This window comes from Streptomyces sp. NPDC052299, assembly GCF_040679335.1.
Classification (GTDB): Bacteria; Actinomycetota; Actinomycetes; order Streptomycetales; family Streptomycetaceae; genus Streptomyces.
In genome coordinates this window covers 133,150-155,354 of the sequence record NZ_JBFAUP010000013.1, presented here as the reverse complement: position 1 = coordinate 155,354, position 22,205 = coordinate 133,150, and the positions used below count along the sequence as shown (strand labels likewise).

20 protein-coding genes are annotated in these 22,205 nt (G+C 71.7%); 17 read left to right on the top strand and 3 right to left on the bottom strand.

The window, feature by feature from the left end:
• Positions 1-16: 16 nt before the first annotated feature.
• Positions 17-2,227: an elongation factor G-like protein EF-G2 gene (locus tag AB0L33_RS22750; RefSeq protein WP_365684172.1), complete on the bottom strand. Its 2,211-nt coding sequence runs from the start codon at positions 2,225-2,227 to the stop codon at positions 17-19.
• Between the two features lie 375 nt (positions 2,228-2,602).
• On the opposite strand from AB0L33_RS22750, the gene pgsA reads away from it, so the two are divergent.
• The 15 genes from pgsA (at position 2,603) to AB0L33_RS22675 (ending at position 17,778) form a co-directional block, all read left to right on the top strand.
• Positions 2,603-3,253: a phosphatidylinositol phosphate synthase gene (pgsA, locus tag AB0L33_RS22745; RefSeq protein ID WP_365684170.1), complete on the top strand. Its 651-nt coding sequence runs from the start codon at positions 2,603-2,605 to the stop codon at positions 3,251-3,253.
• The gene (locus tag AB0L33_RS22740; RefSeq protein ID WP_365684168.1) at positions 3,250-4,191 is read left to right on the top strand and encodes a phosphatidylinositol mannoside acyltransferase; all 942 of its coding nucleotides are present in this window, start codon (positions 3,250-3,252) and stop codon (positions 4,189-4,191) included. The genes pgsA and AB0L33_RS22740 overlap by 4 nt, the downstream gene beginning before the upstream one ends.
• Positions 4,188-5,348 carry a glycosyltransferase family 4 protein gene (locus AB0L33_RS22735; protein WP_365684166.1) on the top strand — a complete coding sequence of 387 codons (1,161 nt, stop codon included), beginning with the start codon at positions 4,188-4,190 and terminating at the stop codon, positions 5,346-5,348. Before AB0L33_RS22740 ends, AB0L33_RS22735 begins: the two co-directional genes overlap by 4 nt.
• Before the next feature lie 38 nt (positions 5,349-5,386).
• Positions 5,387-5,935 carry a membrane protein gene (locus AB0L33_RS22730; RefSeq protein ID WP_018524205.1) on the top strand — a complete coding sequence of 183 codons (549 nt, stop codon included), beginning with the start codon at positions 5,387-5,389 and terminating at the stop codon, positions 5,933-5,935.
• Positions 5,936-6,086: 151 nt separating this feature from the next.
• Positions 6,087-7,007: a pyridoxal 5'-phosphate synthase lyase subunit PdxS gene (pdxS, locus tag AB0L33_RS22725; protein ID WP_073967803.1), complete on the top strand. Its 921-nt coding sequence runs from the start codon at positions 6,087-6,089 to the stop codon at positions 7,005-7,007.
• Positions 7,008-7,013: 6 nt separating this feature from the next.
• A complete protein-coding gene (gene pdxT, locus AB0L33_RS22720; RefSeq protein WP_365684164.1) occupies positions 7,014-7,607 on the top strand; it encodes a pyridoxal 5'-phosphate synthase glutaminase subunit PdxT in 594 nt (197 codons plus the stop codon).
• A gap of 61 nt (positions 7,608-7,668) precedes the next feature.
• Entirely contained in the window at positions 7,669-8,421 is a 753-nt protein-coding gene (locus tag AB0L33_RS22715) for a YebC/PmpR family DNA-binding transcriptional regulator (protein ID WP_365684162.1), read from the top strand.
• Between the two features lie 132 nt (positions 8,422-8,553).
• On the top strand, positions 8,554-9,123 hold the full coding sequence (gene ruvC / locus AB0L33_RS22710; protein WP_365684326.1) for a crossover junction endodeoxyribonuclease RuvC: 570 nt from the start codon (positions 8,554-8,556) through the stop codon (positions 9,121-9,123).
• Positions 9,120-9,746 carry a Holliday junction branch migration protein RuvA gene (gene ruvA / locus AB0L33_RS22705; RefSeq protein WP_365684160.1) on the top strand — a complete coding sequence of 209 codons (627 nt, stop codon included), beginning with the start codon at positions 9,120-9,122 and terminating at the stop codon, positions 9,744-9,746. The genes ruvC and ruvA overlap by 4 nt, the downstream gene beginning before the upstream one ends.
• Before the next feature lie 76 nt (positions 9,747-9,822).
• Complete coding sequence (ruvB, locus tag AB0L33_RS22700; protein ID WP_365684158.1) at positions 9,823-10,896, top strand: Holliday junction branch migration DNA helicase RuvB; 1,074 nt, start codon at positions 9,823-9,825, stop codon at positions 10,894-10,896.
• 165 nt (positions 10,897-11,061) lie between these two features.
• A complete protein-coding gene (gene yajC, locus AB0L33_RS22695) occupies positions 11,062-11,523 on the top strand; it encodes a preprotein translocase subunit YajC (protein ID WP_365684156.1) in 462 nt (153 codons plus the stop codon).
• A gap of 147 nt (positions 11,524-11,670) precedes the next feature.
• Positions 11,671-13,425 carry a protein translocase subunit SecD gene (gene secD / locus AB0L33_RS22690; RefSeq protein ID WP_365684154.1) on the top strand — a complete coding sequence of 585 codons (1,755 nt, stop codon included), beginning with the start codon at positions 11,671-11,673 and terminating at the stop codon, positions 13,423-13,425.
• A 1-nt stretch (position 13,426) separates the two neighbouring features.
• Complete coding sequence (secF, locus tag AB0L33_RS22685) at positions 13,427-14,518, top strand: protein translocase subunit SecF (RefSeq protein ID WP_365684152.1); 1,092 nt, start codon at positions 13,427-13,429, stop codon at positions 14,516-14,518.
• Positions 14,518-15,069 (top strand): adenine phosphoribosyltransferase, encoded by a 552-nt coding sequence (locus AB0L33_RS22680; protein ID WP_365684150.1) that lies wholly within the window; start codon positions 14,518-14,520, stop codon positions 15,067-15,069. Before secF ends, AB0L33_RS22680 begins: the two co-directional genes overlap by 1 nt.
• Positions 15,070-15,219: 150 nt before the next feature.
• On the top strand, positions 15,220-17,778 hold the full coding sequence (locus AB0L33_RS22675) for a RelA/SpoT family protein (protein ID WP_365684148.1): 2,559 nt from the start codon (positions 15,220-15,222) through the stop codon (positions 17,776-17,778).
• Between the two features lie 66 nt (positions 17,779-17,844).
• Here the strand turns inward: AB0L33_RS22675 and AB0L33_RS22670 are convergent, their stop codons facing one another.
• Together AB0L33_RS22670 and AB0L33_RS22665 are read right to left on the bottom strand one after the other, a co-directional pair.
• On the bottom strand, positions 17,845-19,074 hold the full coding sequence (locus AB0L33_RS22670; protein ID WP_365684146.1) for a DUF349 domain-containing protein: 1,230 nt from the start codon (positions 19,072-19,074) through the stop codon (positions 17,845-17,847).
• Positions 19,075-19,246: 172 nt separating this feature from the next.
• Positions 19,247-20,041, bottom strand: a complete 795-nt coding sequence (locus tag AB0L33_RS22665; protein ID WP_365684144.1) for a peptidylprolyl isomerase — start codon at positions 20,039-20,041, stop codon at positions 19,247-19,249.
• Between the two features lie 149 nt (positions 20,042-20,190).
• Between AB0L33_RS22665 and AB0L33_RS22660 the strand changes: the two genes are divergently transcribed.
• Positions 20,191-20,886 carry an MBL fold metallo-hydrolase gene (locus tag AB0L33_RS22660; RefSeq protein ID WP_365684142.1) on the top strand — a complete coding sequence of 232 codons (696 nt, stop codon included), beginning with the start codon at positions 20,191-20,193 and terminating at the stop codon, positions 20,884-20,886.
• An 11-nt stretch (positions 20,887-20,897) separates the two neighbouring features.
• Positions 20,898-22,160: a histidine--tRNA ligase gene (gene hisS, locus AB0L33_RS22655; RefSeq protein WP_365684140.1), complete on the top strand. Its 1,263-nt coding sequence runs from the start codon at positions 20,898-20,900 to the stop codon at positions 22,158-22,160.
• Positions 22,161-22,205 lie beyond the last annotated feature (45 nt).

Sequence of the window (22,205 nt, the reverse complement as noted above, 5' to 3'; positions counted from 1 at the left end):
AGTGGCCCGTTTCGCCTCACCCCCGGCCGGCGTGGACGCGGTCGGCGAGCTGCGGGGGCATGGGTTCGTGGCGGGTGTACGACCGTTGGAAGCGGCCGGTGCCGTGGGTGAGGGCCCGCAGGTCCACCGCGTACCGGTCGATCTCCAGTTCGGGCACGTCGGCGCGGACGAGGGTGCGTCCGGAGCCGGACTGTTCGGTGCCGGTGACCCGGCCCCGGCGGCCCGAGAGGTCGCTCATGACCGGGCCGACGTAGTCGTCGGGCACCAGGACGCCGACCTCGGCTACCGGTTCCAGGAACTGGACGTGCGCCTCGGCGGCGGCCTCGCGCAGGGCCAGGGCGCCGGCGGTCTGGAAGGCGGCGTCGGAGGAGTCCACGGAGTGGGCCTTGCCGTCGCGCAGGACGACGCGGATGTCGACCAGGGGATGTCCGGCGGCGACGCCCCGGGCGGCCTGGGCGCGGACGCCCTTCTCCACGGAGGCGATGAAGGCGCGGGGCACGGCGCCGCCGACGACCCGGTCCTCGAATACGACGCCGGAGCCGGCGGGCAGCGGTTCGACGTCGATCTCGCAGACCGCGTACTGGCCGTGGCCCCCGGACTGCTTGACGTGGCGGCCGCGCCCGGTGGCCGGTCCGGCGAAGGTCTCGCGGAGGGCGACGCGGTGCGGGACGGTGTCGACCCGCACGCCGTAGTGGTCGCGCAGCCGGTCCAGGGCGACGCCCAGGTGGGCTTCGCCCAGGCCCCACAGGACGAGCTGTCCGGTGTCCGGGTTCTGTTCGAGGCGCAGGGCGGGGTCCTCGGCGACGAGGCGGGACAGGCTGTGGGAGAGCTTGTCCTCGTCGGCCTTGCTGTGGGCCCGGACCGCGAGCGGGAGGAGGGGGTCGGGGGTGGTCCAGGGGGCGAGGAGGAGGGGGTGGTCGGTGCCGGAGAGGGTGTCGCCGGTCTCGGCCGTCTCCAGCCGGGCGACGCAGGCCAGGTCACCGGCGACGCACGCGTCGAGGGGCCGCTGCTGCTTCCCGAAGGGGGAGGTGAGGGCGCCGGCCCGGGTGCGCGCCTCGTGGCTGGGGCGGTCCTCGTCCGCGGGGGAGCGGAGGCCGTGGCCGTGGACGTGCACGGTGTCGTCGGGGCGCAGGGTGCCGTTAAACACGCGGACGAGGGAGAGCCGGCCGACGTAGGGGTCGGAGGACGTCTTGACGACCTCGGCGGCCAGGGGGCACTCGGGGTCGCCGTCGAGGGCGGGGAGCGGGGAGCCGTCCGGGGTGGTGACGGCGGGCAGCGGGTGTTCGCGCGGGGTCGGGAAGCCGCCGGTGATCAGGTCCAGGAGTTCGACGGTGCCGATGCCCTGGCGGGCGCCCTCGGCGGCGGGGGCGGCGGCGAGGACGGGGTGGAAGGAGCCGCGGGCCACGGCGCGTTCGAGGTCGGTGATCAGGGTGCCGGTGTCGATGGGCTCGCCGCCGAGGTAGCGGTCCATCAGTGTTTCGTCCTCGCTCTCCGCGATGATCCCCTCGATGAGGCGGGCGCGGGCCTCGGCCAGGGGCGCCCGCGCGTCGCCGGTCGGTGGGTGTTCGGCGCGCTCGCCGCCGGAGTAGTCGTAGACGCGCGCGGTGAGCAGGCCGGTGAGGCCGGTGAGCGGGGCGTGCCCGTCGGCGGTCTCCGGGCCGAGCACGGGCAGGTAGAGGGGGAGGACGGCGTCGGGGTCGTCCTCGCCGAAGAGCTCCCCGCAGATCCGGGTCATCGCGCCGAACGGGGTGCGGGCGGTGTCGAGGTGGGTGATCACGATGGCGCGGGGCATCGCGACCGCGGCGCACTCCTCCCACAGCGCCCGGGTGGTCGCGGCGACGGCCTCGGGCTCCTGCGCGGCCGAGACGACGAAGAGGGCCGCGTCCGCCGCCCGCAGCCCGGCCCTGACCTCCCCGACGAAGTCGGCGTACCCGGGGGTGTCCAGCAGGTTGACGCGGTGCCCGTCCCAGTCCACGGGGACCAGGGAGAGCTGGACGGACCGGTTCTGGCGGTGCTCGATCTCCTCGTGGTCGGAGACGGTCGTGCCGTCCTCGACGCGGCCCGCGCGGCCGAGGGCCCCGGCGGTCTGCGCGAGGGCTTCGACCAGTGTGGTCTTGCCGGAACCGCTGTGGCCGACCAGGGCCACGTTGCGCAGGGCGCGGGGGTGGTGGCCGACCGCCGGTGTTCCTCCGGCGGCTCCGGTGCGTGCGCGTGCCTTGTCGCCCATGATCATGCCTCCCGGCGGTGGCGTACGGGCAGGCGCCCGGGGGCGGCGACGCCCGCGGTATTCCGAGCTTGGCACCGCCTCGGCACCACGTCCATATGGGGGGCCCGCACCGGCCCGGGGTGCCCGTAGGGTGACCGCTGCTGGGCGTGACTAACATGGCCCCGGAGGGTGCTGAAGGCCCTGGCCGGGCTCGCGGCGCCCGGCACGCACGTCTGCGGCGTTACCGAAACGTCTTCATGGTTCCGCCAGGGAGACGCTCCGGCGCCTTGCAGCCGCACGCACCGGCCAGCGCTCCCTGATCCGGCCAGGGCCTTCAGCATCCTCCCAGCCGGTGGCCGACGGGGTCACGCGGCCCAGCTACCCCTCGGGAAGGCCATGCTGAACAAGTACGCGCGTGCCTTTTTCACGCGTGTCCTCACGCCGTTCGCCGCACTCCTCCTCCGCCTCGGTGTGAGCCCGGACGCGGTCACCCTGATCGGTACGGCCGGGGTGATGGCCGGTGCGCTGGTCTTCTTCCCGATGGGGGAGTTCTTCTGGGGCACGATCGTCATCACGATCTTCGTGTTCTCCGACCTCGTGGACGGGAACATGGCGCGCCAGGCGGGCATCTCCAGCCGGTGGGGCGCGTTCCTGGACTCCACGCTCGACCGGGTCGCCGACGGCGCGATCTTCGGCGGCTTCGCCCTCTGGTACGCGGGCAGCGGCGACGACAACACGTTGTGCGCCGTCGCGATCTTCTGCCTGGCGAGCGGTCAGGTGGTCTCGTACACCAAGGCGCGCGGTGAGGCGATCGGGCTGCCGGTGGCCGTCAACGGGCTCGTGGAGCGTGCCGAGCGGCTGGTGATCTCGCTGGTGGCGGCCGGTTTCGCGGGGCTGCACAAGTTCGGGGTGCCGGGCATCCAGGTGCTGCTCCCGATCGCGCTGTGGATCGTCGCCGTCGGCAGCCTCGTGACGCTGGTCCAGCGGGTCGTCACCGTGCGCCGTGAGGCGGCGGAGGCGGACGCGGCGGACTCGGGCGGGCAGTGAGCGGCGCCGAGGCGCGGCCCGGCGCCAGGGAGCGCCTGAGCGACGCGCTGTACGGGCTGGGCTGGGCGGCGGTCAAGACGCTGCCCGAACCGGCTGCCCGGGCCCTCTTCCGTACCCTCGCCGACCAGGTGTGGAAGCGGCGCGGCAAGAGCGTGCTCAGGCTGGAGGCCAACCTGAAGCGGGTCGTGCCGGATGCCGATCCGGCCCGGCTGGCCGCCCTGTCGCGGGCCGGTATGCGCTCGTACATGCGCTACTGGATGGAGTCGTTCCGGCTGCCCACCTGGAGCCCGGAGCGGATCAAGGCGTCGATCGACGTCACGGACGCGCACCGGCTGACGGACGGGCTGGACTCCGGGCGCGGGGTCGTCCTCGCCCTGCCGCACCTGGGGAACTGGGATCTGGCCGGGGCGTGGGTGACCACGGACCTGAAGGTGCCGTTCACCACCGTCGCCGAGCGGCTGAAGCCGGAATCGCTCTACGACCGGTTCGTCGCCTACCGCGAGGGCCTGGGCATGGAGGTGCTGCCGCACACCGGCGGCGCCGCGTTCGGGACGCTGGCCCGGCGGCTGCGGTCGGGCGGTCTGGTCTGCCTGGTCGCCGACCGCGATCTGTCCTCGTCGGGCATCGAGGTGTCGTTCTTCGGCGACACGGCCCGGATGCCGGCCGGCCCGGCGCTGCTGGCCCAGCAGACCGGCGCGCTGCTGCTGCCCGTGACGCTCAGCTATGACGACACGCCGGTGATGAAGGCACGCATCCACCCGCCGGTCGAGGTGCCGGAGTCCGGCGACCGCGCCGCGAAGACGGCGGTGATGACACAGGCCCTGGCCGACGCGTTCGCCGTGGGCATCGCCGAGCACCCGGAGGACTGGCACATGCTGCAACGGCTCTGGCTCGCCGACCTCGAACCCCGCGCGGACCGGAGCGGAGACCCGACGTGAAGATCGGCATCGTCTGCCCGTACTCCTGGGACGTCCCGGGCGGTGTGCAGTTCCACATCCGCGACCTGGCCGAGCATCTGATCCGGCTCGGCCACGAGGTCTCGGTGCTGGCCCCGGCCGACGACGAGACGCCGCTGCCGCCGTACGTGGTCTCCGCGGGCCGGGCCGTGCCGGTCCCGTACAACGGCTCGGTGGCCCGGCTGAACTTCGGGTTCCTGTCGGCGGCCCGGGTGCGGCGCTGGCTGCACGAGGGCACGTTCGACGTGATCCACATCCACGAGCCGACCTCGCCGTCGCTGGGGCTGCTGACCTGCTGGGCGGCGCAGGGGCCGATCGTCGCCACGTTCCACACGTCCAACCCGCGCTCCCGGGCGATGATCGCCGCGTACGCGATCCTGCAGGCGGCGCTGGAGAAGATCAGCGCGCGGATCGCGGTCAGCGAGTACGCCCGCCGGACCCTGGTCGAGCACCTGGGCGGCGACGCCGTGGTCATCCCGAACGGGGTGGACGTCGACTTCTTCGCGCGGGCCGAGCCCCGGCCCGAGTGGCAGGGCGGCACGATCGGCTTCATCGGCCGCATCGACGAGCCCCGCAAGGGCCTGCCCGTGCTGATGCGCGCGCTGCCCGCGATCCTCGCCGCCCGTCCGGAGACCAGGCTCCTGGTCGCCGGCCGGGGCGACGAGGAGGAGGCCGTCGCCTCGCTGCCGAAGGAGATGCGCTCGCGCGTGGAGTTCCTGGGCATGGTGAGCGACGAGGACAAGGCGCGACTGCTGCGCAGCGTCGACCTGTACGTGGCGCCCAACACCGGGGGCGAGAGCTTCGGGATCATCCTGGTCGAGGCCATGTCGGCGGGCGCGCCGGTCCTCGCCAGCGATCTGGACGCCTTCGCGCAGGTCCTGGACCAGGGCGCGGCGGGCGAGCTGTTCGCCAACGAGAACGCGGACGCGCTGGCCGCGGCGGCGATCCGGCTGCTGGGCGACCCGGAGCGGCGCGCCGGGCTGCGCGAGCGGGGGAGCGCCCATGTGCGGCGCTTCGACTGGTCGACGGTCGGGGCGGACATCCTCGCGGTGTACGAGACGGTGACGGACGGCGCCGCCTCGGTGGCGGCGGACGAACGGACGGGGCTGCGGGCCAGGTTCGGGCTGGCCCGGGAGTAGCGCCTGGCGGGGCCTTCGCCCCGGTAGCCTTGCCGCCCGTGACCGTAACCCTCATCATCTGGGCCGTCGTGGTGCTCGTCGCCATCGGCCTGTACCTCAGCTGGACCGCGGGCCGCCTCGACCGGCTGCACACCCGCATCGACGCGGCCCGGGCGGCCCTCGACGCGCAACTGCTGCGCCGGGCCTCGGTCACCCAGGAGCTCGCTACCTCCGGCGTCCTCGACCCGGCCGCGTCGATCGTGCTCTACGAGGCCGCGCACGCCGCGAGGCAGTCGCCCCAGGACCACCGCGAGGTCGCCGAGAGCGAGCTGAGCGCCGCCCTGCGCGCGGTGTTCGGCGAGAGCGCGCAGGTGGAGGCGGTGCGGGAGATCCCCGGGGGCCAGGAGGCGGCCTCCGAGCTGGCGGCCGCGGTGCGGCGGGTGCCGATGGCGCGCCGCTTCCACAACGACGCGGTGCGGGCGGCGCGGGCGCTGCGCCGGCACCGCACGGTGCGGTGGTTCCGGCTGGCGGGGCACGCGCCGTTCCCGCTGGCCTTCGAGATGGACGACGAGCCGCCGGTGGCCCTGGCGGACCGGCCGGGCAGCTGACGGACAGTGCCCCGTTCCCGTACGCGGGGACGCGGGCGAAAAACGATCCACCGGCCTTCCATTGGCCCTTGCTGTGGACTGGTGCGGGGGAGTTTGCTCGGCACTGCGTCATTCGGCGCGTCCGCATCCGCTCCCCCCAGTGAGGTCATCCGTGTCCACGCTTCCCAGCACCCCGCAGTCCGCCGACGCTCCGGCCACCGGCACCGCCCGCGTCAAGCGCGGCATGGCCGAGCAGCTCAAGGGCGGCGTGATCATGGACGTCGTCAACGCCGAGCAGGCGAAGATCGCCGAGGACGCGGGCGCCGTGGCGGTCATGGCCCTGGAGCGGGTGCCGGCCGACATCCGCAAGGACGGCGGCGTGGCCCGGATGTCGGACCCGAACATGATCGAGGAGATCATCGAGTCGGTGTCCATCCCGGTGATGGCCAAGTCCCGCATCGGTCACTTCGTGGAGGCGCAGGTCCTCCAGTCCCTCGGCGTCGACTACATCGACGAGTCCGAGGTCCTGACCCCGGCCGACGAGGTCAACCACAGCGACAAGTTCGCCTTCACCACCCCCTTCGTCTGCGGCGCCACCAACCTGGGCGAGGCGCTGCGCCGGATCGCCGAGGGCGCGGCCATGATCCGCTCCAAGGGCGAGGCGGGCACCGGGAACGTGGTGGAGGCCGTCCGCCACCTGCGCCAGATCAAGAACGAGATCGCCCGGCTGCGCGGCTTCGACAACAACGAGCTGTACGCCGCCGCCAAGGACCTGCGCGCCCCCTACGAGCTGGTCAAGGAGGTCGCGGAGCTGGGCAAGCTGCCCGTCGTGCTGTTCTCCGCCGGCGGTGTCGCCACCCCGGCCGACGCGGCGCTGATGCGCCAGCTCGGTGCCGAGGGCGTGTTCGTCGGCTCCGGGATCTTCAAGTCCGGCGACCCGGCCAAGCGCGCCGCCGCCATCGTGAAGGCCACCACCTTCTACGACGACCCGAAGATCATCGCGGACGCCTCCCGGAACCTGGGCGAGGCCATGGTCGGCATCAACTGCGACACGCTGCCCGAGGCCGAGCGCTACGCCAACCGCGGCTGGTAGTCACCGATGAACGACACCCCTGTGATCGGAGTCCTGGCCCTCCAGGGCGACGTCCGGGAACACCTGATCGCCCTGGCCTCGGCGGACGCCCTGGCCAGGCCGGTCCGGCGTCCCGGGGAACTGGCCGAGGTGGACGGCCTGGTCCTGCCCGGCGGCGAGTCCACCACCATGTCCAAGCTGGCCGCCCTCTTCGGCATGCTGGACCCCCTGCGCGAGCGGATCGCGGCCGGGATGCCGGTGTACGGCACCTGCGCCGGGATGATCCTGCTCGCCGACAAGATCCTCGACCCCCGGTCCGGCCAGGAGACGCTGGGCGGCATCGACATGATCGTGCGCCGTAACGCTTTCGGGCGGCAGAACGAGTCCTTCGAGGCGGCCGTCGACGTCGCCGGGATCGACGGCGGGCCGGTCGAGGGCGTCTTCATCAGGGCCCCCTGGGTCGAGTCCGTGGGCGCCGGGGCGAAGGTGATCGCGGAGCACGGCGGACACATCGTCGCCGTGCGGCAGAACAACGCCCTCGCCACGTCGTTCCACCCGGAACTGACCGGCGACCACCGGCTCCACGCGTACTTCACCGAGATGGTGCGCGCGGCCGGGTGACTCGATCCCGGTAGGATCTCTCGGGTTCGTACGGAATTTGGTGACGCGAAGGAGAAGGCAGATGTCCGGCCACTCTAAATGGGCTACGACGAAGCACAAGAAGGCCGTGATTGACGCCAAGCGCGGCAAGCTCTTCGCGAAGCTGATCAAGAACATCGAGGTCGCGGCCCGCACCGGCGGTGTGGACCCCGAGGGCAACCCGACCCTCGTGGACGCGATCCAGAAGGCGAAGAAGAGTTCGGTCCCGAACAAGAACATCGACTCCGCGGTCAAGCGCGGTGGCGGTCTCGAGGCGGGCGGCGTCGACTACCAGACGATCATGTACGAGGGTTACGGGCCCAACGGTGTCGCGGTGCTCATCGAGTGCCTGACCGACAACCGCAACCGTGCCGCGTCCGACGTCCGGGTCGCCATGACCCGCAACGGCGGCTCGATGGCCGACCCGGGTTCCGTCTCGTACCTCTTCAACCGCAAGGGCGTCGTCATCGTCCCCAAGGGCGAGCTGACCGAGGACGACGTGCTCGGTGCCGTTCTCGAAGCGGGCGCCGAGGAGGTCAACGACCTCGGCGACACCTTCGAGGTCGTCAGCGAGGCCACCGACATGGTCGCGGTCCGCACCGCGCTCCAGGAGGCGGGCATCGACTACGACTCGGCCGAGGCCAACTTCCTGCCGACCATGCAGGTCGACCTGGACGAAGAGGGCGCCCGCAAGATCTTCAAGCTGATCGACGCGCTGGAGGACAGCGACGACGTGCAGAACGTCTTCGCCAACTTCGACGTCAGCGACGAGGTCATGGCGAAGGTCGACGCCTGAGCCGCGTCCGACACAGCCGTTGCGGACGGGCCGGCGGGGGACACACCCCGTCGGCCCGTCCGCATTGTCGGTGGCGACCGATAGCCTGCTGAAACACTGGAACAGTTGACCGATCGGCAGGGAGGGGCGACCATGCGCGTGCTCGGCGTGGACCCGGGTCTGACCCGGTGCGGGGTCGGCGTGGTCGAGGGCGTCGCGGGCCGCCCGCTCACCATGCTCGGCGTGGGCGTCGTGCGCACCGCCGCCGACGCGGAGCTCGGTCACCGCCTGGTCGCCGTCGAGCGCGGCATCGAGGAATGGCTGGACGAACACCGCCCCGACTGCGTCGCCGTGGAACGGGTCTTCGCCCAGCACAACGTGCGTACGGTTATGGGCACCGCCCAGGCCAGCGCGATCGCCATGCTCTGCGCGGCCCGGCGCGGCCTCCCCGTCGCCCTGCACACGCCCAGCGAGGTCAAGGCCGCCGTCTCCGGCAGCGGACGCGCGGACAAGGCGCAGGTGGGAGCCATGGTGACCCGGCTCCTGCGGCTGGACGCCCCGCCGAAACCGGCCGACGCCGCGGACGCCCTGGCGCTCGCCATCTGCCACATCTGGCGCGCCCCCGCCCTCAACCGACTCCAGCAGGCGCACGCGGCGGCCGCCGCCCGCACCCCGCGCCTCCCGCGCACCGCAGCCGTACCCGTCCGGAAGGTCCCCCGATGATCGCCTTCGTCACCGGCCCCGTCGCCGCTCTCGCCCCGACCACGGCCGTCATCGAGGTCGGCGGCATCGGCATGGCCGTCCAGTGCGCGCCGAACACCCTGGCCGCCCTGCGCGTCGGCCAGGAGGCGAGACTCGCCACCTCGCTCGTCGTCCGCGAGGACTCGCTGACCCTCTACGGCTTCGCCGACGACGACGAGCGGCAGGTCTTCGAGCTCCTCCAGACCGCCAGCGGCGTCGGCCCCCGGCTCGCCCAGGCCATGCTGGCCACGCACACCCCGGACGCCCTGCGGCTCGCCGTGGCCACCGGCGACGAGAAGGCGCTCACCGCCGTCTCCGGCATCGGCAAGAAGGGCGCCCAGAAGCTCCTGCTGGAACTGAAGGACCGGCTGGGCGAACCGATCGGTGCCCACGCCCCCGGTCAGGGCATCGGCACCGCCGTCTCCGCCTCCTGGCGCGACCAGCTCCAGGCCGCCCTGATCGGCCTCGGCTACGCCACCCGCGAGGCCGACGAGGCGGTTGCCGCCGTCGCACCCCAGGCCGAGGAAGCCCTCGCCGCCGGGGGCCAGGCACCCGTGCCGCAGCTGCTGCGCGCCGCCCTGCAGACCCTCAACCGGGCGCGCTGAGCGGCACGGGCACCCCTTCTCCGCCCGGCCGGCCACCCCCGGCCGGGCACCGATACATCCGAGGCGGACAGACGAGATGAACTGGGACGACACCGGAGCCGGCACGGACGACCGGCTCGACGAGCGGCTGGTCGACGCCGGCGCGGACGGCGACGACACCGCGGTCGAGGCCGCGCTGCGCCCCAAGGACCTGGACGAGTTCGTCGGTCAGGAAAAGGTCCGCGAACAGCTCGACCTGGTCCTCAAGGCCGCCCGCGCCCGCGGCGCCACCGCGGACCACGTCCTGCTCTCCGGCGCGCCCGGCCTCGGCAAGACCACCCTCTCCATGATCATCGCGGCGGAGATGAACGCCCCGATCCGGATCACCTCGGGCCCCGCCATCCAGCACGCCGGCGACCTCGCGGCGATCCTCTCCTCGCTCCAGGAGGGCGAGGTGCTGTTCCTGGACGAGATCCACCGCATGTCCCGGCCAGCCGAGGAGATGCTGTACATGGCCATGGAGGACTTCCGGGTCGACGTCATCGTCGGCAAGGGCCCTGGCGCCACCGCGATCCCGCTGGAGCTGCCCCCCTTCACGCTGGTCGGCGCCACCACCCGGGCCGGGCTGCTGCCGCCCCCGCTGCGCGACCGCTTCGGCTTCACCGGGCACATGGAGTTCTACGCCCCCGCCGAGCTGGAAAGGGTGATCCACCGCTCCGCCCGCCTGCTGGACGTCGAGCTGGACGCCGAGGGCGCCGCCGAGATCGCCGGCCGCTCCCGGGGCACACCCCGTATCGCCAACCGCCTGCTGCGCCGCGTGCGGGACTACGCCCAGGTCAAGGCCGACGGCCGGATCGACCGGGAGGTCGCGTCGGCGGCCCTCGGGGTGTACGAGGTCGACGCCCGGGGCCTGGACCGGCTGGACCGGGCGGTCCTGGGGGCCCTGCTCAAGCTGTTCGGCGGGGGGCCGGTGGGCCTGTCCACGCTCGCGGTGGCCGTGGGGGAGGAGCGCGAGACCGTCGAGGAGGTCGCCGAGCCCTTCCTCGTACGGGAAGGACTGCTGGCCAGGACGCCGCGCGGACGGGTCGCCACCCCTGCCGCGTGGGCCCACCTGGGACTGGTTCCTCCGCAGCACGGCGTAACGGGACAACAGGGCTTGTTCGGGGCGTGATGCGTCACAGGTTGACCGCAAGCGGAACCACGGTGCCATGCTGGGCGTTGTTCCATCGATGCGGACTCGCTTAGACTCCGCCGATGCCGCCCGTAACGGGTCGGTGTACCCACCCCCGTAGACCAGGCCGTTCTCCAGTGCGGTCGTGCGAAGGAAATTCGTCCCGTGAATCCCGTGACTCTCCTCCCCTTCATCGTGCTCATCGGGGCCATGTTCCTGATGACGCGGTCCGCCAAGAAGAAGCAGGCGGCGGCTGCGGCCATGCGCAATGAGATGCAGCCCGGCACCGGCGTCCGCACGATCGGGGGCATGTACGCCACCGTCAAGGAGCTTCACGACGACACGGTCCTCCTTGAGGTCGCCCCCGGCGTCCACGCCGTGTACGCGAAGAACGCGATCGGCGCCGTCCTGGACGACGCGGAGTACAACCGCATCGTCCACGGCGACGACCCGGAGCTCGACGTCGACGGCGCGGTCGTGCCGGACGACGCCTCCTCGCTGACCGAGGCCGACGACGCCAAGACCGACCTGGTCAAGAAGACCGACTCGGACGAGGACGTCGACGCCGAGGCCGCGGACGACAAGAAGTCCGACGGCAAGGCCGACGGCGAGGCCGACGCGAAGTAGCACACCGCGACCCGGGGATGCCGTGAGCCCACAGGCGTCCGGCACCCCGGTGCGTGCGTGCCTTCGCGGGGGCGGGTCCCCACTAAACTTCGTGGCCGCTCGGACGCATACCCGGCGCGGGGCGGTTGGACAGGGAGAAACGACAAGGTGGCAGCACCGAAGAAGGGCCGAGGCGCGGCCGGTGGTCAGGGGAAGCCAGGGCGTTCCCTGGCGCTGATCCTGATCGCCATGGTCGCCCTCACCGGCGGGATGTTCCTGGCCGACCAGCCGACGCCGCGACTCGGCATCGACCTGGCGGGCGGCACCTCCATCACGCTGGAGGCCAAGGCCGAGCCCGGCCAGGAAAAGGCGATCAACAAGACCAACATGGACACCGCGGTCGACATCATGAACCGCCGTGTCAACGGTCTCGGGGTCAGCGAGGCCGAGGTCCAGACCCAGGGCGATCGCAACATCATCGTCAACATCCCCAAGGGCACGGACTCCGCCGAGGCCAGGGCGCAGGTCGGCACCACCGCCAAGCTGTACTTCCGGCCGGTGCTCACCGTCGCCCAGGGCACGCCCACCCCGGACCCCAGCGCCTCGCCCTCCGGCAAGGCCAGCACCTCGCCCTCGCCGAAGGCGTCCGCCTCCGAGAAGGCGACGGACGGCGACAAGGCCGCCGACCCCTCGTCGAAGCCGAGTGCCAGTGCCACCACCCAGGGCCGCGCGGTCACCGGCGCCCTGAAGGCCGACTCCTCGCCGTCGCCGAAGGCCAGCGCCACGCCGAAGGCCAGTGAGTCCGCGTCCGCCGAGGACCAGGCCGCCGCCGCCAAGCTCCAGAAGCAGTTCGAGTCGCTCGACTGCTCCAGCAAGGCGTCCCGTTCCAAGGCCGCCCAGGGCAGCAAGGCCGGTGACACGGTCGTGGCGTGCAGCCAGGAGGGCGACGCCAAGTACGTGCTCGGCCCGGCCGAGGTCTCCGGCACCGAGGTCAAGTCGGCCAAGGCGGCCTTCGACCAGCAGCGCGGCATGTGGATCGTCCAGATGGAGTTCTCCGGCAAGGGCTCCAAGCAGTTCCAGACGATCACCAAGAAGCTCTCCACGCAGCAGGAGCCGCAGAACCAGTTCGCCATCGCCCTGGACGGCGAGGTCGTCTCCGCCCCCCGGGTCAGCGAGCAGCTGAGCGGCAGCGCCGAGATCTCCGGCAGCTTCAACCAGGACTCCGCCGAGGCCCTGGCCAACCAGCTCTCCTACGGTGCGCTCCCGCTCTCCTTCAAGGAGCAGAGCGTCACCACCGTCACCGCCGCGCTCGGCGGCGAGCAGCTGAAGGCCGGGCTCATCGCCGGCGCCATCGGCCTCGCCCTCGTCGTCATCTACCTGGTGGCCTACTACCGCGGCCTGGCATTCATCGCCCTGCTCAGCCTCCTGGTCTCCGGCATCCTCAGCTACACGATCATGTCGCTGCTCGGCCCGGCCATCGGCTTCGCGCTGAACCTCCCGGCCGTCTGCGGTGCCATCGTGGCCATCGGCATCACCGCGGACTCGTTCATCGTGTACTTCGAACGCGTACGGGACGAGATCCGCGAGGGCCGTACGCTGCGCCCCGCCGTGGAACGCGGCTGGCCGCGCGCCCGGCGGACCATCCTGGTCTCCGACTTCGTGTCGTTCCTCGCCGCTGCCGTGCTCTTCGTGGTCACCGTCGGCAAGGTCCAGGGCTTCGCGTTCACGCTGGGTCTCACCACCCTGCTGGACGTCGTCGTGGTGTTCTTCTTCACCAAGCCGCTCATGACGATCATGGCGCGCAAGAAGTTCTTCGCCAGCGGCCACCCGTGGTCCGGTCTGGACCCCAAGCGTCTCGGCGCCAAGCCGCCGCTGCGCCGCTCCCGTCGTGTCAACGCCCCCACCGAACCGAAGGAGGCGTGAGATGTCGCGACTCGGGAATCTCGGCGCCCGTCTCTACCGAGGCGAGGTCGGCTACGACTTCATCGGCAAGCGCAGGATCTGGTACGGCGTCTCCGTCCTGATCACCATCACGGCCGTCCTCGGCCTGGTGGTCAGCGGCCTGAACATGGGCATCGAGTTCAAGGGCGGTGCCGTCTTCACCACCCCGAAGACGAGCGTCTCCGTCTCCGAGGCCGAGGACCTGGCGTCGGAGGCCTCCGGCCACCAGGCCATCGTCCAGAAGCTCGGCAACGGCGCGCTGCGCATCCAGATCACCGAGGTCGACACCCAGAAGTCGGACGAGATCCAGGACAAGCTCGCCAAGGACCTCGACGTCCCGCGCGAGAAGATCGCGGCCGACCTCGTCGGTCCCAGCTGGGGCGAGCAGATCGCCAACAAGGCGTGGACCGGCCTCGGGGTCTTCATGATCCTGGTCGTGATCTACCTGGCCATCGCCTTCGAGTGGCGGATGGCGGTGGCGGCCCTCGTCGCGCTGATCCACGACATCACCATCACGGTCGGTGTCTACGCCCTGGTCGGCTTCGAGGTCACCCCGGGCACCGTGATCGGTCTGCTCACCATCCTCGGTTACTCCCTCTACGACACGGTCGTCGTCTTCGACAGCCTCAAGGAGGGCACGAAGGGGATCACCAAGCAGACCCGGTGGACGTACAGCGACGTCGCCAACCGCTCCATCAACAGCACGCTGGTCCGCTCGATCAACACCACCGTCGTCGCGCTGCTGCCGGTCGCCGGTCTGCTGTTCATCGGTGGCGGCGTCCTCGGCGCCGGCATGCTGAACGACATCTCGCTCGCCCTCTTCGTCGGCCTCGCGGCCGGTGCGTACTCCTCGATCTTCATCGCCACCCCGCTGGTCGCCGACCTCAAGGAACGCGAGCCGCAGATGAAGGCCCTCAAGAAGCGGGTCCTCGCCAAGCGCGCGGCCGCCGCCGCCAAGGGCGAGACCGAGGACGACCGGGGCGAGGACGACTACGAGGACGCGGCTCCGGCAGGCGCGGTCGTCGGACAGCGCCAGCAGCCGAGGGGCCACGGCCGGACCCCGGGGAAGCGCTGATGACCAGCACCACCGACAGCGTCAGGGAGCTCCTGCTCAGCCGCATCCGTGACGTGGCGGACTACCCGAAGCCGGGCGTGATGTTCAAGGACATCACCCCCCTGCTCGCGGACCCGGTCGCCTTCACGGCCCTCACCGACGCCCTCGCGGAGCTGTGCCGGCGGCACGGCGCCACGAAGATCGTCGGCCTGGAGGCCCGCGGCTTCATCCTGGCCGCCCCCGTCGCGGTCCGGGCCGGCCTCGGCTTCGTACCGGTCCGCAAGGCAGGGAAGCTGCCGGGGGCCACGCTCAGCCAGGCCTACGAGCTGGAGTACGGCACCGCCGAGATCGAGATCCACGCGGAGGACCTGTCGGCCGACGACCGGATCATGGTCATCGACGACGTGCTCGCCACCGGCGGCACCGCCGACGCCTCCCTGGAGCTCATCCGCCGGGCCGGCGCCCAGGTCGCCGGGGTCGCCGTCCTCATGGAGCTGGGCTTCCTGTCCGGCCGGGCCCGCCTGGCCGACAGCCTGCGCGGAGCCCCGCTGGAGGCCCTGATCACGGTCTGAGGACCTGCCGCACCGACGCCGACGGGCACCCGGGAACAACCGGGTGCCCGTCGGCGTTGTCAGGGCTCTCACGGTCCCCGGGGGAGGACCGGCCGCCGGGTCGTTACGATGGCCCTTCCGGGTGTGTCCGGATCCGCACGAGGAGCGCTCTTGCCAGACGAGGCCCAGCCAGTCGCCGCCCCGCAGCCCGACAAGCCCGGGGGCGCCTCCGCCACGCCCGCGAAGCAGCAGTCCGCGGAGAAGCCGAAGCCTCCGGCGCCCCAGCCCGGCACGGGCCCCGCGCCCGCCGAGGCCAACGGTCCCGCGCCCGCTTCCCCCGCGCAGCCGGCCGCGCCCGCTCCGACCGCACCGAAGCCTCCAGCGAAGCCTGCCGCCGCAGCCGCCTCGCCCACCGGCCCGGCCTCCCGCTCCGGCGGCTCCTCCAACCGCGTCCGGGCCCGCCTCGCCCGGCTCGGCGTCCAGCGCTCCAGCCCGTACAACCCGGTGCTCGAACCGCTGCTGCGGATCGTCCGCGGCAACGACGCCAAGACCGAGACCTCCACGCTGCGCCAGATCGAGCGGGCCTACCAGGTCGCCGAGCGCTGGCACCGCGGCCAGAAGCGCAAGAGTGGCGACCCGTACATCACGCACCCGCTCGCCGTGACGACGATCCTCGCCGAGCTGGGCATGGATCCGGCCACCCTGATGGCCGGGCTGCTGCACGACACGGTCGAGGACACCGAATACGGCCTGGACACCCTGCGCCGCGACTTCGGCGACCAGGTCGCCCTGCTGGTGGACGGCGTCACCAAGCTGGACAAGGTCAAGTTCGGCGAGGCCGCCCAGGCCGAGACCGTGCGCAAGATGGTCGTCGCCATGGCCAAGGACCCGCGCGTCCTGGTCATCAAGCTCGCCGACCGGCTGCACAACATGCGCACCATGCGGTATCTCAAGCGGGAGAAGCAGGAGAAGAAGGCCCGCGAGACGCTGGAGATCTACGCCCCGCTCGCCCACCGCCTGGGCATGAACACCATCAAGTGGGAGCTGGAGGACCTCGCCTTCGCGATCCTCTACCCCAAGATGTACGACGAGATCGTGCGGCTGGTGGCCGAGCGCGCGCCCAAGCGCGACGAATACCTCGCCGTCGTCACCGACGAGGTCCAGGCCGATCTGCGCGCCGCCCGCATCAAGGCCACCGTCACCGGGCGGCCCAAGCACTACTACAGCGTCTACCAGAAGATGATCGTGCGGGGCCGCGACTTCGCGGAGATCTACGACCTGGTGGGCATCCGCGTCCTCGTGGACACCGTCCGCGACTGCTACGCGGCGCTCGGCACCGTGCACGCGCGATGGAATCCGGTCCCCGGCCGGTTCAAGGACTACATCGCGATGCCCAAGTTCAACATGTACCAGTCGCTGCACACCACGGTGATCGGCCCCAGCGGCAAGCCCGTCGAGCTCCAGATCCGTACGTTCGACATGCACCGCCGCGCCGAGTACGGCATCGCCGCGCACTGGAAGTACAAGCAGGAGGCCGTCGCGGGCGCCTCCAAGGTCCGCACCGACGTCCCCAAGAACAGCGGGCGCGGCCAGGACACCGTCAACGACATGGCGTGGCTCCGCCAGCTCCTGGACTGGCAGAAGGAGACCGAGGACCCCAGCGAGTTCCTGGAGTCCCTGCGCTTCGACCTCTCCCGCAACGAGGTCTTCGTCTTCACGCCCAAGGGCGACGTCATAGCGCTGCCCGCCGGGGCCACCCCGGTCGACTTCGCCTACGCCGTCCACACGGAGGTCGGCCACCGGACGATAGGAGCACGGGTCAACGGCCGGCTCGTGCCGCTGGAATCCACGCTCGACAACGGCGACCTGGTCGAGGTCTTCACCTCCAAGGCGGCCGGCGCCGGGCCCTCGCGCGACTGGCTGGGCTTCGTCAAGTCGCCCCGGGCCCGCAACAAGATCCGCGCCTGGTTCTCCAAGGAGCGCCGCGACGAGGCGATCGAGCAGGGCAAGGACGCCATCGCGCGGGCCATGCGCAAGCAGAACCTGCCGATCCAGCGCATCCTGACCGGCGACTCGCTGGTCACCCTGGCGCACGAGATGCGCTACCCCGACATCTCGTCCCTCTACGCGGCCATCGGCGAGGGCCACGTCGCCGCCGCGGGCGTCGTGCAGAAGCTGGTCCAGGCCCTCGGCGGCGAGGACGCGGCCAACGAGGACCTGGAGGAGAGCACCCCGCCCTCCCGCAGCCGCACCAAGCGCCGCTCCAACGCCGACCCCGGGGTCGTCGTCAAGGGCGTCGACGACGTGTGGGTCAAGCTCGCCCGCTGCTGTACGCCCGTGCCCGGCGACCCCATCATCGGCTTCGTCACCCGGGGCAGCGGAGTCTCGGTGCACCGCGCGGACTGCGTGAACGTGGACTCCCTCTCCCAGCAGCCGGAACGCATCCTGGACGTCGAGTGGGCGCCCACCCAGTCCTCGGTCTTCCTGGTCGCCATCCAGGTCGAGGCGCTGGACCGGTCCCGGCTCCTGTCGGACGTCACCCGGGTCCTCTCGGACCAGCACGTCAACATCCTGTCCGCCGCCGTCCAGACCTCCCGGGACCGGGTGGCCACCTCGCGCTTCACCTTCGAGATGGGCGACCCGAAGCACCTCGGCCACGTCCTGAAGGCGGTACGGGGCGTGGAGGGCGTCTACGACGTCTACCGGGTGACCTCGGCCCGCCGGCCCTAGCCAGGCGTACATACGACGAGAGGGGCCCTTCCGCGCGAACGCGGAAGGGCCCCTCTCGTGTGCTTGTCAGCCGCCGAACTCCTCCAGGCCCTTGAGCGCCTGGTCGAGCAGGGCCTGCCGGCCCTCCAGCTCACGGGCCAGCTTGTCCGCGCGGGCGTTGTTGCCCGAGGCACGGGCCGCGTCGATCTGGCCGCGCAGCTTGTCCACGGCCGCCTGGAGCTGACCGGTCAGACCCGCGGCGCGGGCCCGCGCCTCCGGGTTCGTCCGGCGCCACTCGGCCTCCTCGGCCTCCTGGAGCGCCCGCTCCACCGCCTGCATCCGCCCCTCGACCCTCGGACGGGCGTCACGCGGTACGTGGCCGATGGCCTCCCAGCGCTCGTTGATGCCCCGGAACGCGGCCCTGGCCGCCTTCAGGTCCGTCACCGGCACCAGCTTCTCGGCCTCGTCGGCGAGCTCCTCCTTCAGCTTGAGGTTCTCGCCCTGCTCCGCGTCGCGCTCCGCGAAGACCTCGCCACGGGCGGCGAAGAAGACGTCCTGGGCACCGCGGAAACGGTTCCACAGCTCGTCCTCGGCCTCGCGCTGGGCGCGGCCCGCCGCCTTCCACTGGGTCATCAGGTCGCGGTAGCGGGCGGCGGTGGCCCCCCAGTCCGTGGACCCGGAGAGCGCCTCGGCCTCCGTGACCAGCTTCTCCTTGACCTTGCGGGCCTCCTCGCGCTGGGCGTCCAGCGAGGCGAAGTGGGCCTTGCGGCGCTTGGAGAACGCCGAGCGGGCGTGCGAGAAGCGGTGCCACAACTCGTCGTCGGACTTGCGGTCGAGCCTGGGCAGGCCCTTCCACGTGTCCACGAGGGCGCGCAGCCGCTCGCCCGCGGAGCGCCACTGCTCGCTCTGCGCCAGCTCCTCGGCCTCGGCGACCAGGGCCTCCTTGGCGTGCTTCGCCTCGTCGGCCTGCTTCGCCTTCTGGGCCTTGCGCTCCTCGCGGCGCGACTCGACCGTCGCGACGAGCGCGTCCAGCCGCTTGCGCAGCGCGTCCAGGTCGCCGACCGCGTGGTGCTCGTCGACCTGCGTGCGCAGGTGCTCGATGGCGGTCGTCGCGTCCTTCGCGGACAGATCGGTGGTCTTCACCCGCCGTTCGAGGAGGCCGATCTCGACCACAATGCCCTCGTACTTGCGCTCGAAGTAGGCCAGGGCCTCCGCAGGCGAACCGGCCTGCCACGATCCGACGACCTGCTCGCCGTCGGCTGTACGCACGTACACGGTGCCCGTCTCATCGACACGGCCCCACGGGTCGCTGCTCACAGCGCCTCCTCCACCTGATGCCCGCGAGGGGATCACCCCCCTGGCATCGTCCACAGTTTCCTGGGGCGGGCACCGCCCGCCCTGCACGACGCCAATCTAGGCGACGGGCCGCCCGGCTGTCCGCACTCAGCACGGCTGGATTTATTCGCCGCCCGGCCCGCCCGCCCCCGCATCACACCTTGTCGACGGTCAGCTTCGAGATGTTCACGGCCTTCTTCGGCGCACCGTCGGGTCCGCCGCCGTCCACTCCGGCCTTGCCGACGGCCTCGACGGCCTTCAGCGACTTCGCGTCCATCGTGCCGAACGGCGTGTACGTGGGCGGCAGCTTGCTGTCCTTGTAGACCAGGAAGAACTGGCTGCCGCCGGTGTGCTGCTGGCCGGTGTTGGCCATCGCCACCGTGCCGGCCGGGTACGTCACGGAGCCGTCGGCGCCGGCCTTGCCCAGCGCGGTCAGGTTCTCGTCGGGGATGGTGTAGCCCGGACCGCCGGTTCCGTCGCCCTTGGGGTCGCCGCACTGGAGGACGTAGATGTTCTCCGTGGTCAGCCGGTGGCACTTGGTGCCGTCGAAGAACTTCTTGTCGGCCAGCGACTTGAAGGAGTTCGTCGTGTGCGGGGTCTTCGACGCGTCCATGGTGAACGCGATGTCGCCCTGGCTCGTCTTGAGCGACATCGTGTACTTGGCCTTCTTGTCGATCTTCATCGCCGGCTCCGGCTTCGCCTCCTCCGTCGGGGAGGGCGACGCCTCGGCCGACGGGCTCTGGCTCGCCGCCGCGTCCGTCTTGTCCTTGTCGTCGTCCCCGCTGGTGGCGAGGTACGTCGCGCCCGCGATGACCGCCACCACGGCGACCGCCGAAGTGATGGCGAGCGTCAGCCGCCTCGTACGCCGCCGGGCCTCCTCCCGGCGCCGCTGCTGCCGCTCGTACTTCTCCCGGGCGAGCTGCCGCCGCCGCTGATCGCTGGTGACCACCGGGTGTTCTCCTTGTACGTCGTGTGTTCGGGCCTGGGTCGCCCCGTACCGTATATGGGTTAGCTGTGGAATGAGGAGCGCCGGTAGGCTCTGAACTGCTGTGACCTCACGGTCGCTCTTCCGCGCAGGACTACCGATTGAGGACGAACGTGCTGATTGCCGGGTTCCCCGCCGGGGCCTGGGGGACCAACTGTTACCTGGTCGCCCCCGCCGCGGGTGAGGAGTGCGTGATCATCGACCCGGGCCACCAGGCCGCCGCCGGAGTCGAGGAGACGCTGAGGAAGCATCGGCTCAAGCCCGTCGCCGTCGTCCTCACGCACGGCCACATCGACCACGTCGCCTCGGTCGTCCCGGTGTGCGGCGCGCACGACGTCCCCGCCTGGATCCACCCCGAGGACCGCTACATGATGAGCGACCCGGAGAAGGCGCTCGGCCGCTCCATCGGGATGCCGCTCATGGGCGAGCTGACGGTGGGGGAGCCGGACGACGTCCAGGAGCTGACCGACGGCGCCCGGCTGAGCCTCGCGGGCATGGAGTTCGGCGTCTCGCACGCGCCCGGCCATACCAAGGGGTCGGTGACGTTCAGGATGCCCGAGAGCCCGGAGATCCCCCCGGTCCTCTTCTCGGGCGACCTGCTCTTCGCCGGCTCCGTCGGACGCACCGACCTGCCCGGCGGCGACCACGCCGAGCTCCTCGAGTCGCTGGCCCGTGTGTGCCTGCCGCTCGACGACTCGACCGTGGTGCTGTCCGGCCACGGTCCCCAGACGACCATCGGCCGCGAGCGCGCCACCAACCCGTTTCTGACCGGAATGACCGGTGCGGACGCGCCCCGACGAGGAATGTGACGAGAGCGACTGTGAGCACCTTCAAGGCCCCCAAGGGCACGTACGACCTGACCCCGCCGGACTCCGCGAAGTTCCTGGCGGTGCGCGAGGCGATCGCCGCCCCGCTGAAGAACTCCGGCTACGGCTACATCGAGACCCCCGGCTTCGAGGACGTGGCCCTCTTCTCGCGCGGCGTCGGCGAGTCCACCGACATCGTGACCAAGGAGATGTACACCCTCACCACCAAGGGCGGCTCCCAGCTCGCCCTGCGCCCCGAGGGCACCGCGTCGGTGCTCCGGGCGGCCCTGGAGGCCAACCTCCACAAGCTGGGCAACCTGCCGGTCAAGCTCTGGTACTCCGGCTCGTACTACCGCTACGAGCGCCCGCAGAAGGGCCGTTACCGCCACTTCTCGCAGGTCGGCGCGGAGGCCATCGGCGCCGAGGACCCGGCGCTCGACGCCGAGCTGATCATCCTCGCCGACCAGGCGTACCGCGCGCTGGGCCTGCGCGAGTTCCGGATCCTGCTGAACTCGCTGGGCGACAAGGAGTGCCGCCCGGTCTACCGGGACGCGCTCCAGGGCTTCCTGCGCGAGCTGGACCTGGACGAGGAGACCCGCCGCCGCATCGAGATCAACCCGCTGCGCGTCCTGGACGACAAGCGCCCGGAGGTCCAGAAGCAGCTGACCGGCGCCCCGGTGCTGCGCGACTTCCTCTGCGACGCGTGCAAGGCCTACCACGAGCAGGTCCGCGACCTGCTCAACGAGGCCGGTGTGATCTACGAGGACGACGAGAAGCTGGTCCGCGGCCTCGACTACTACACCCGCACCACCTTCGAGTTCGTCCACGACGGTCTGGGCTCGCAGTCCGCGGTGGGCGGCGGCGGCCGCTACGACGGGCTCTCCGAGATGATCGGCGGCCCGGCGCTCCCGTCGGTCGGCTGGGCGCTCGGCGTGGACCGCACGGTCCTCGCCCTGGAGGCCGAGGGCATCGAGCTGGACCTGCCCTCCACCACCAGCGTCTTCGCGGTCCCGCTCGGCGAGGAGGCACGGCGGGTGCTCTTCGGCGTCGTCACCCAGCTGCGCCGGGAGGGCGTGGCCGCGGACTTCGCGTTCGGCGGCCGGGGGCTGAAGGGCGCGATGAAGAGCGCCAACCGCTCGGGCGCCCGGTTCACGATCGTGGCCGGCGAGCGCGACCTGGCCGAGGGGCACGTCCAGCTCAAGGACATGGAGTCCGGCGAGCAGACGCCGGTCCCCGTCTCCGACGTGGTCGAGACGGTCCGCGCGCGCCTCGTCTGAGACGCGGAGGGGCGGGCGGTGCGCCCGCCCCTCGCCGACCCTCAC

What these genes read in the sequence shown, in the direction of transcription:
- AB0L33_RS22680 (WP_365684150.1), top strand. Translation starts at nt 14,518, where the DNA reads ATGACCAGCACCACCGACAGCGTCAGGGAGCTCCTGCTCAGCCGCATC.
- pdxT (WP_365684164.1), top strand. Translation starts at nt 7,014, where the DNA reads ATGAACGACACCCCTGTGATCGGAGTCCTGGCCCTCCAGGGCGACGTC.
- secF (WP_365684152.1), top strand. Translation starts at nt 13,427, where the DNA reads ATGTCGCGACTCGGGAATCTCGGCGCCCGTCTCTACCGAGGCGAGGTC.
- ruvA (WP_365684160.1), top strand. Translation starts at nt 9,120, where the DNA reads ATGATCGCCTTCGTCACCGGCCCCGTCGCCGCTCTCGCCCCGACCACG.
- ruvC (WP_365684326.1), top strand. Translation starts at nt 8,554, where the DNA reads ATGCGCGTGCTCGGCGTGGACCCGGGTCTGACCCGGTGCGGGGTCGGC.
- pgsA (WP_365684170.1), top strand. Translation starts at nt 2,603, where the DNA reads ATGCTGAACAAGTACGCGCGTGCCTTTTTCACGCGTGTCCTCACGCCG.
- AB0L33_RS22715 (WP_365684162.1), top strand. Translation starts at nt 7,669, where the DNA reads ATGTCCGGCCACTCTAAATGGGCTACGACGAAGCACAAGAAGGCCGTG.
- AB0L33_RS22750 (WP_365684172.1), bottom strand. Translation starts at nt 2,227, where the DNA reads ATGGGCGACAAGGCACGCGCACGCACCGGAGCCGCCGGAGGAACACCG.
- ruvB (WP_365684158.1), top strand. Translation starts at nt 9,823, where the DNA reads ATGAACTGGGACGACACCGGAGCCGGCACGGACGACCGGCTCGACGAG.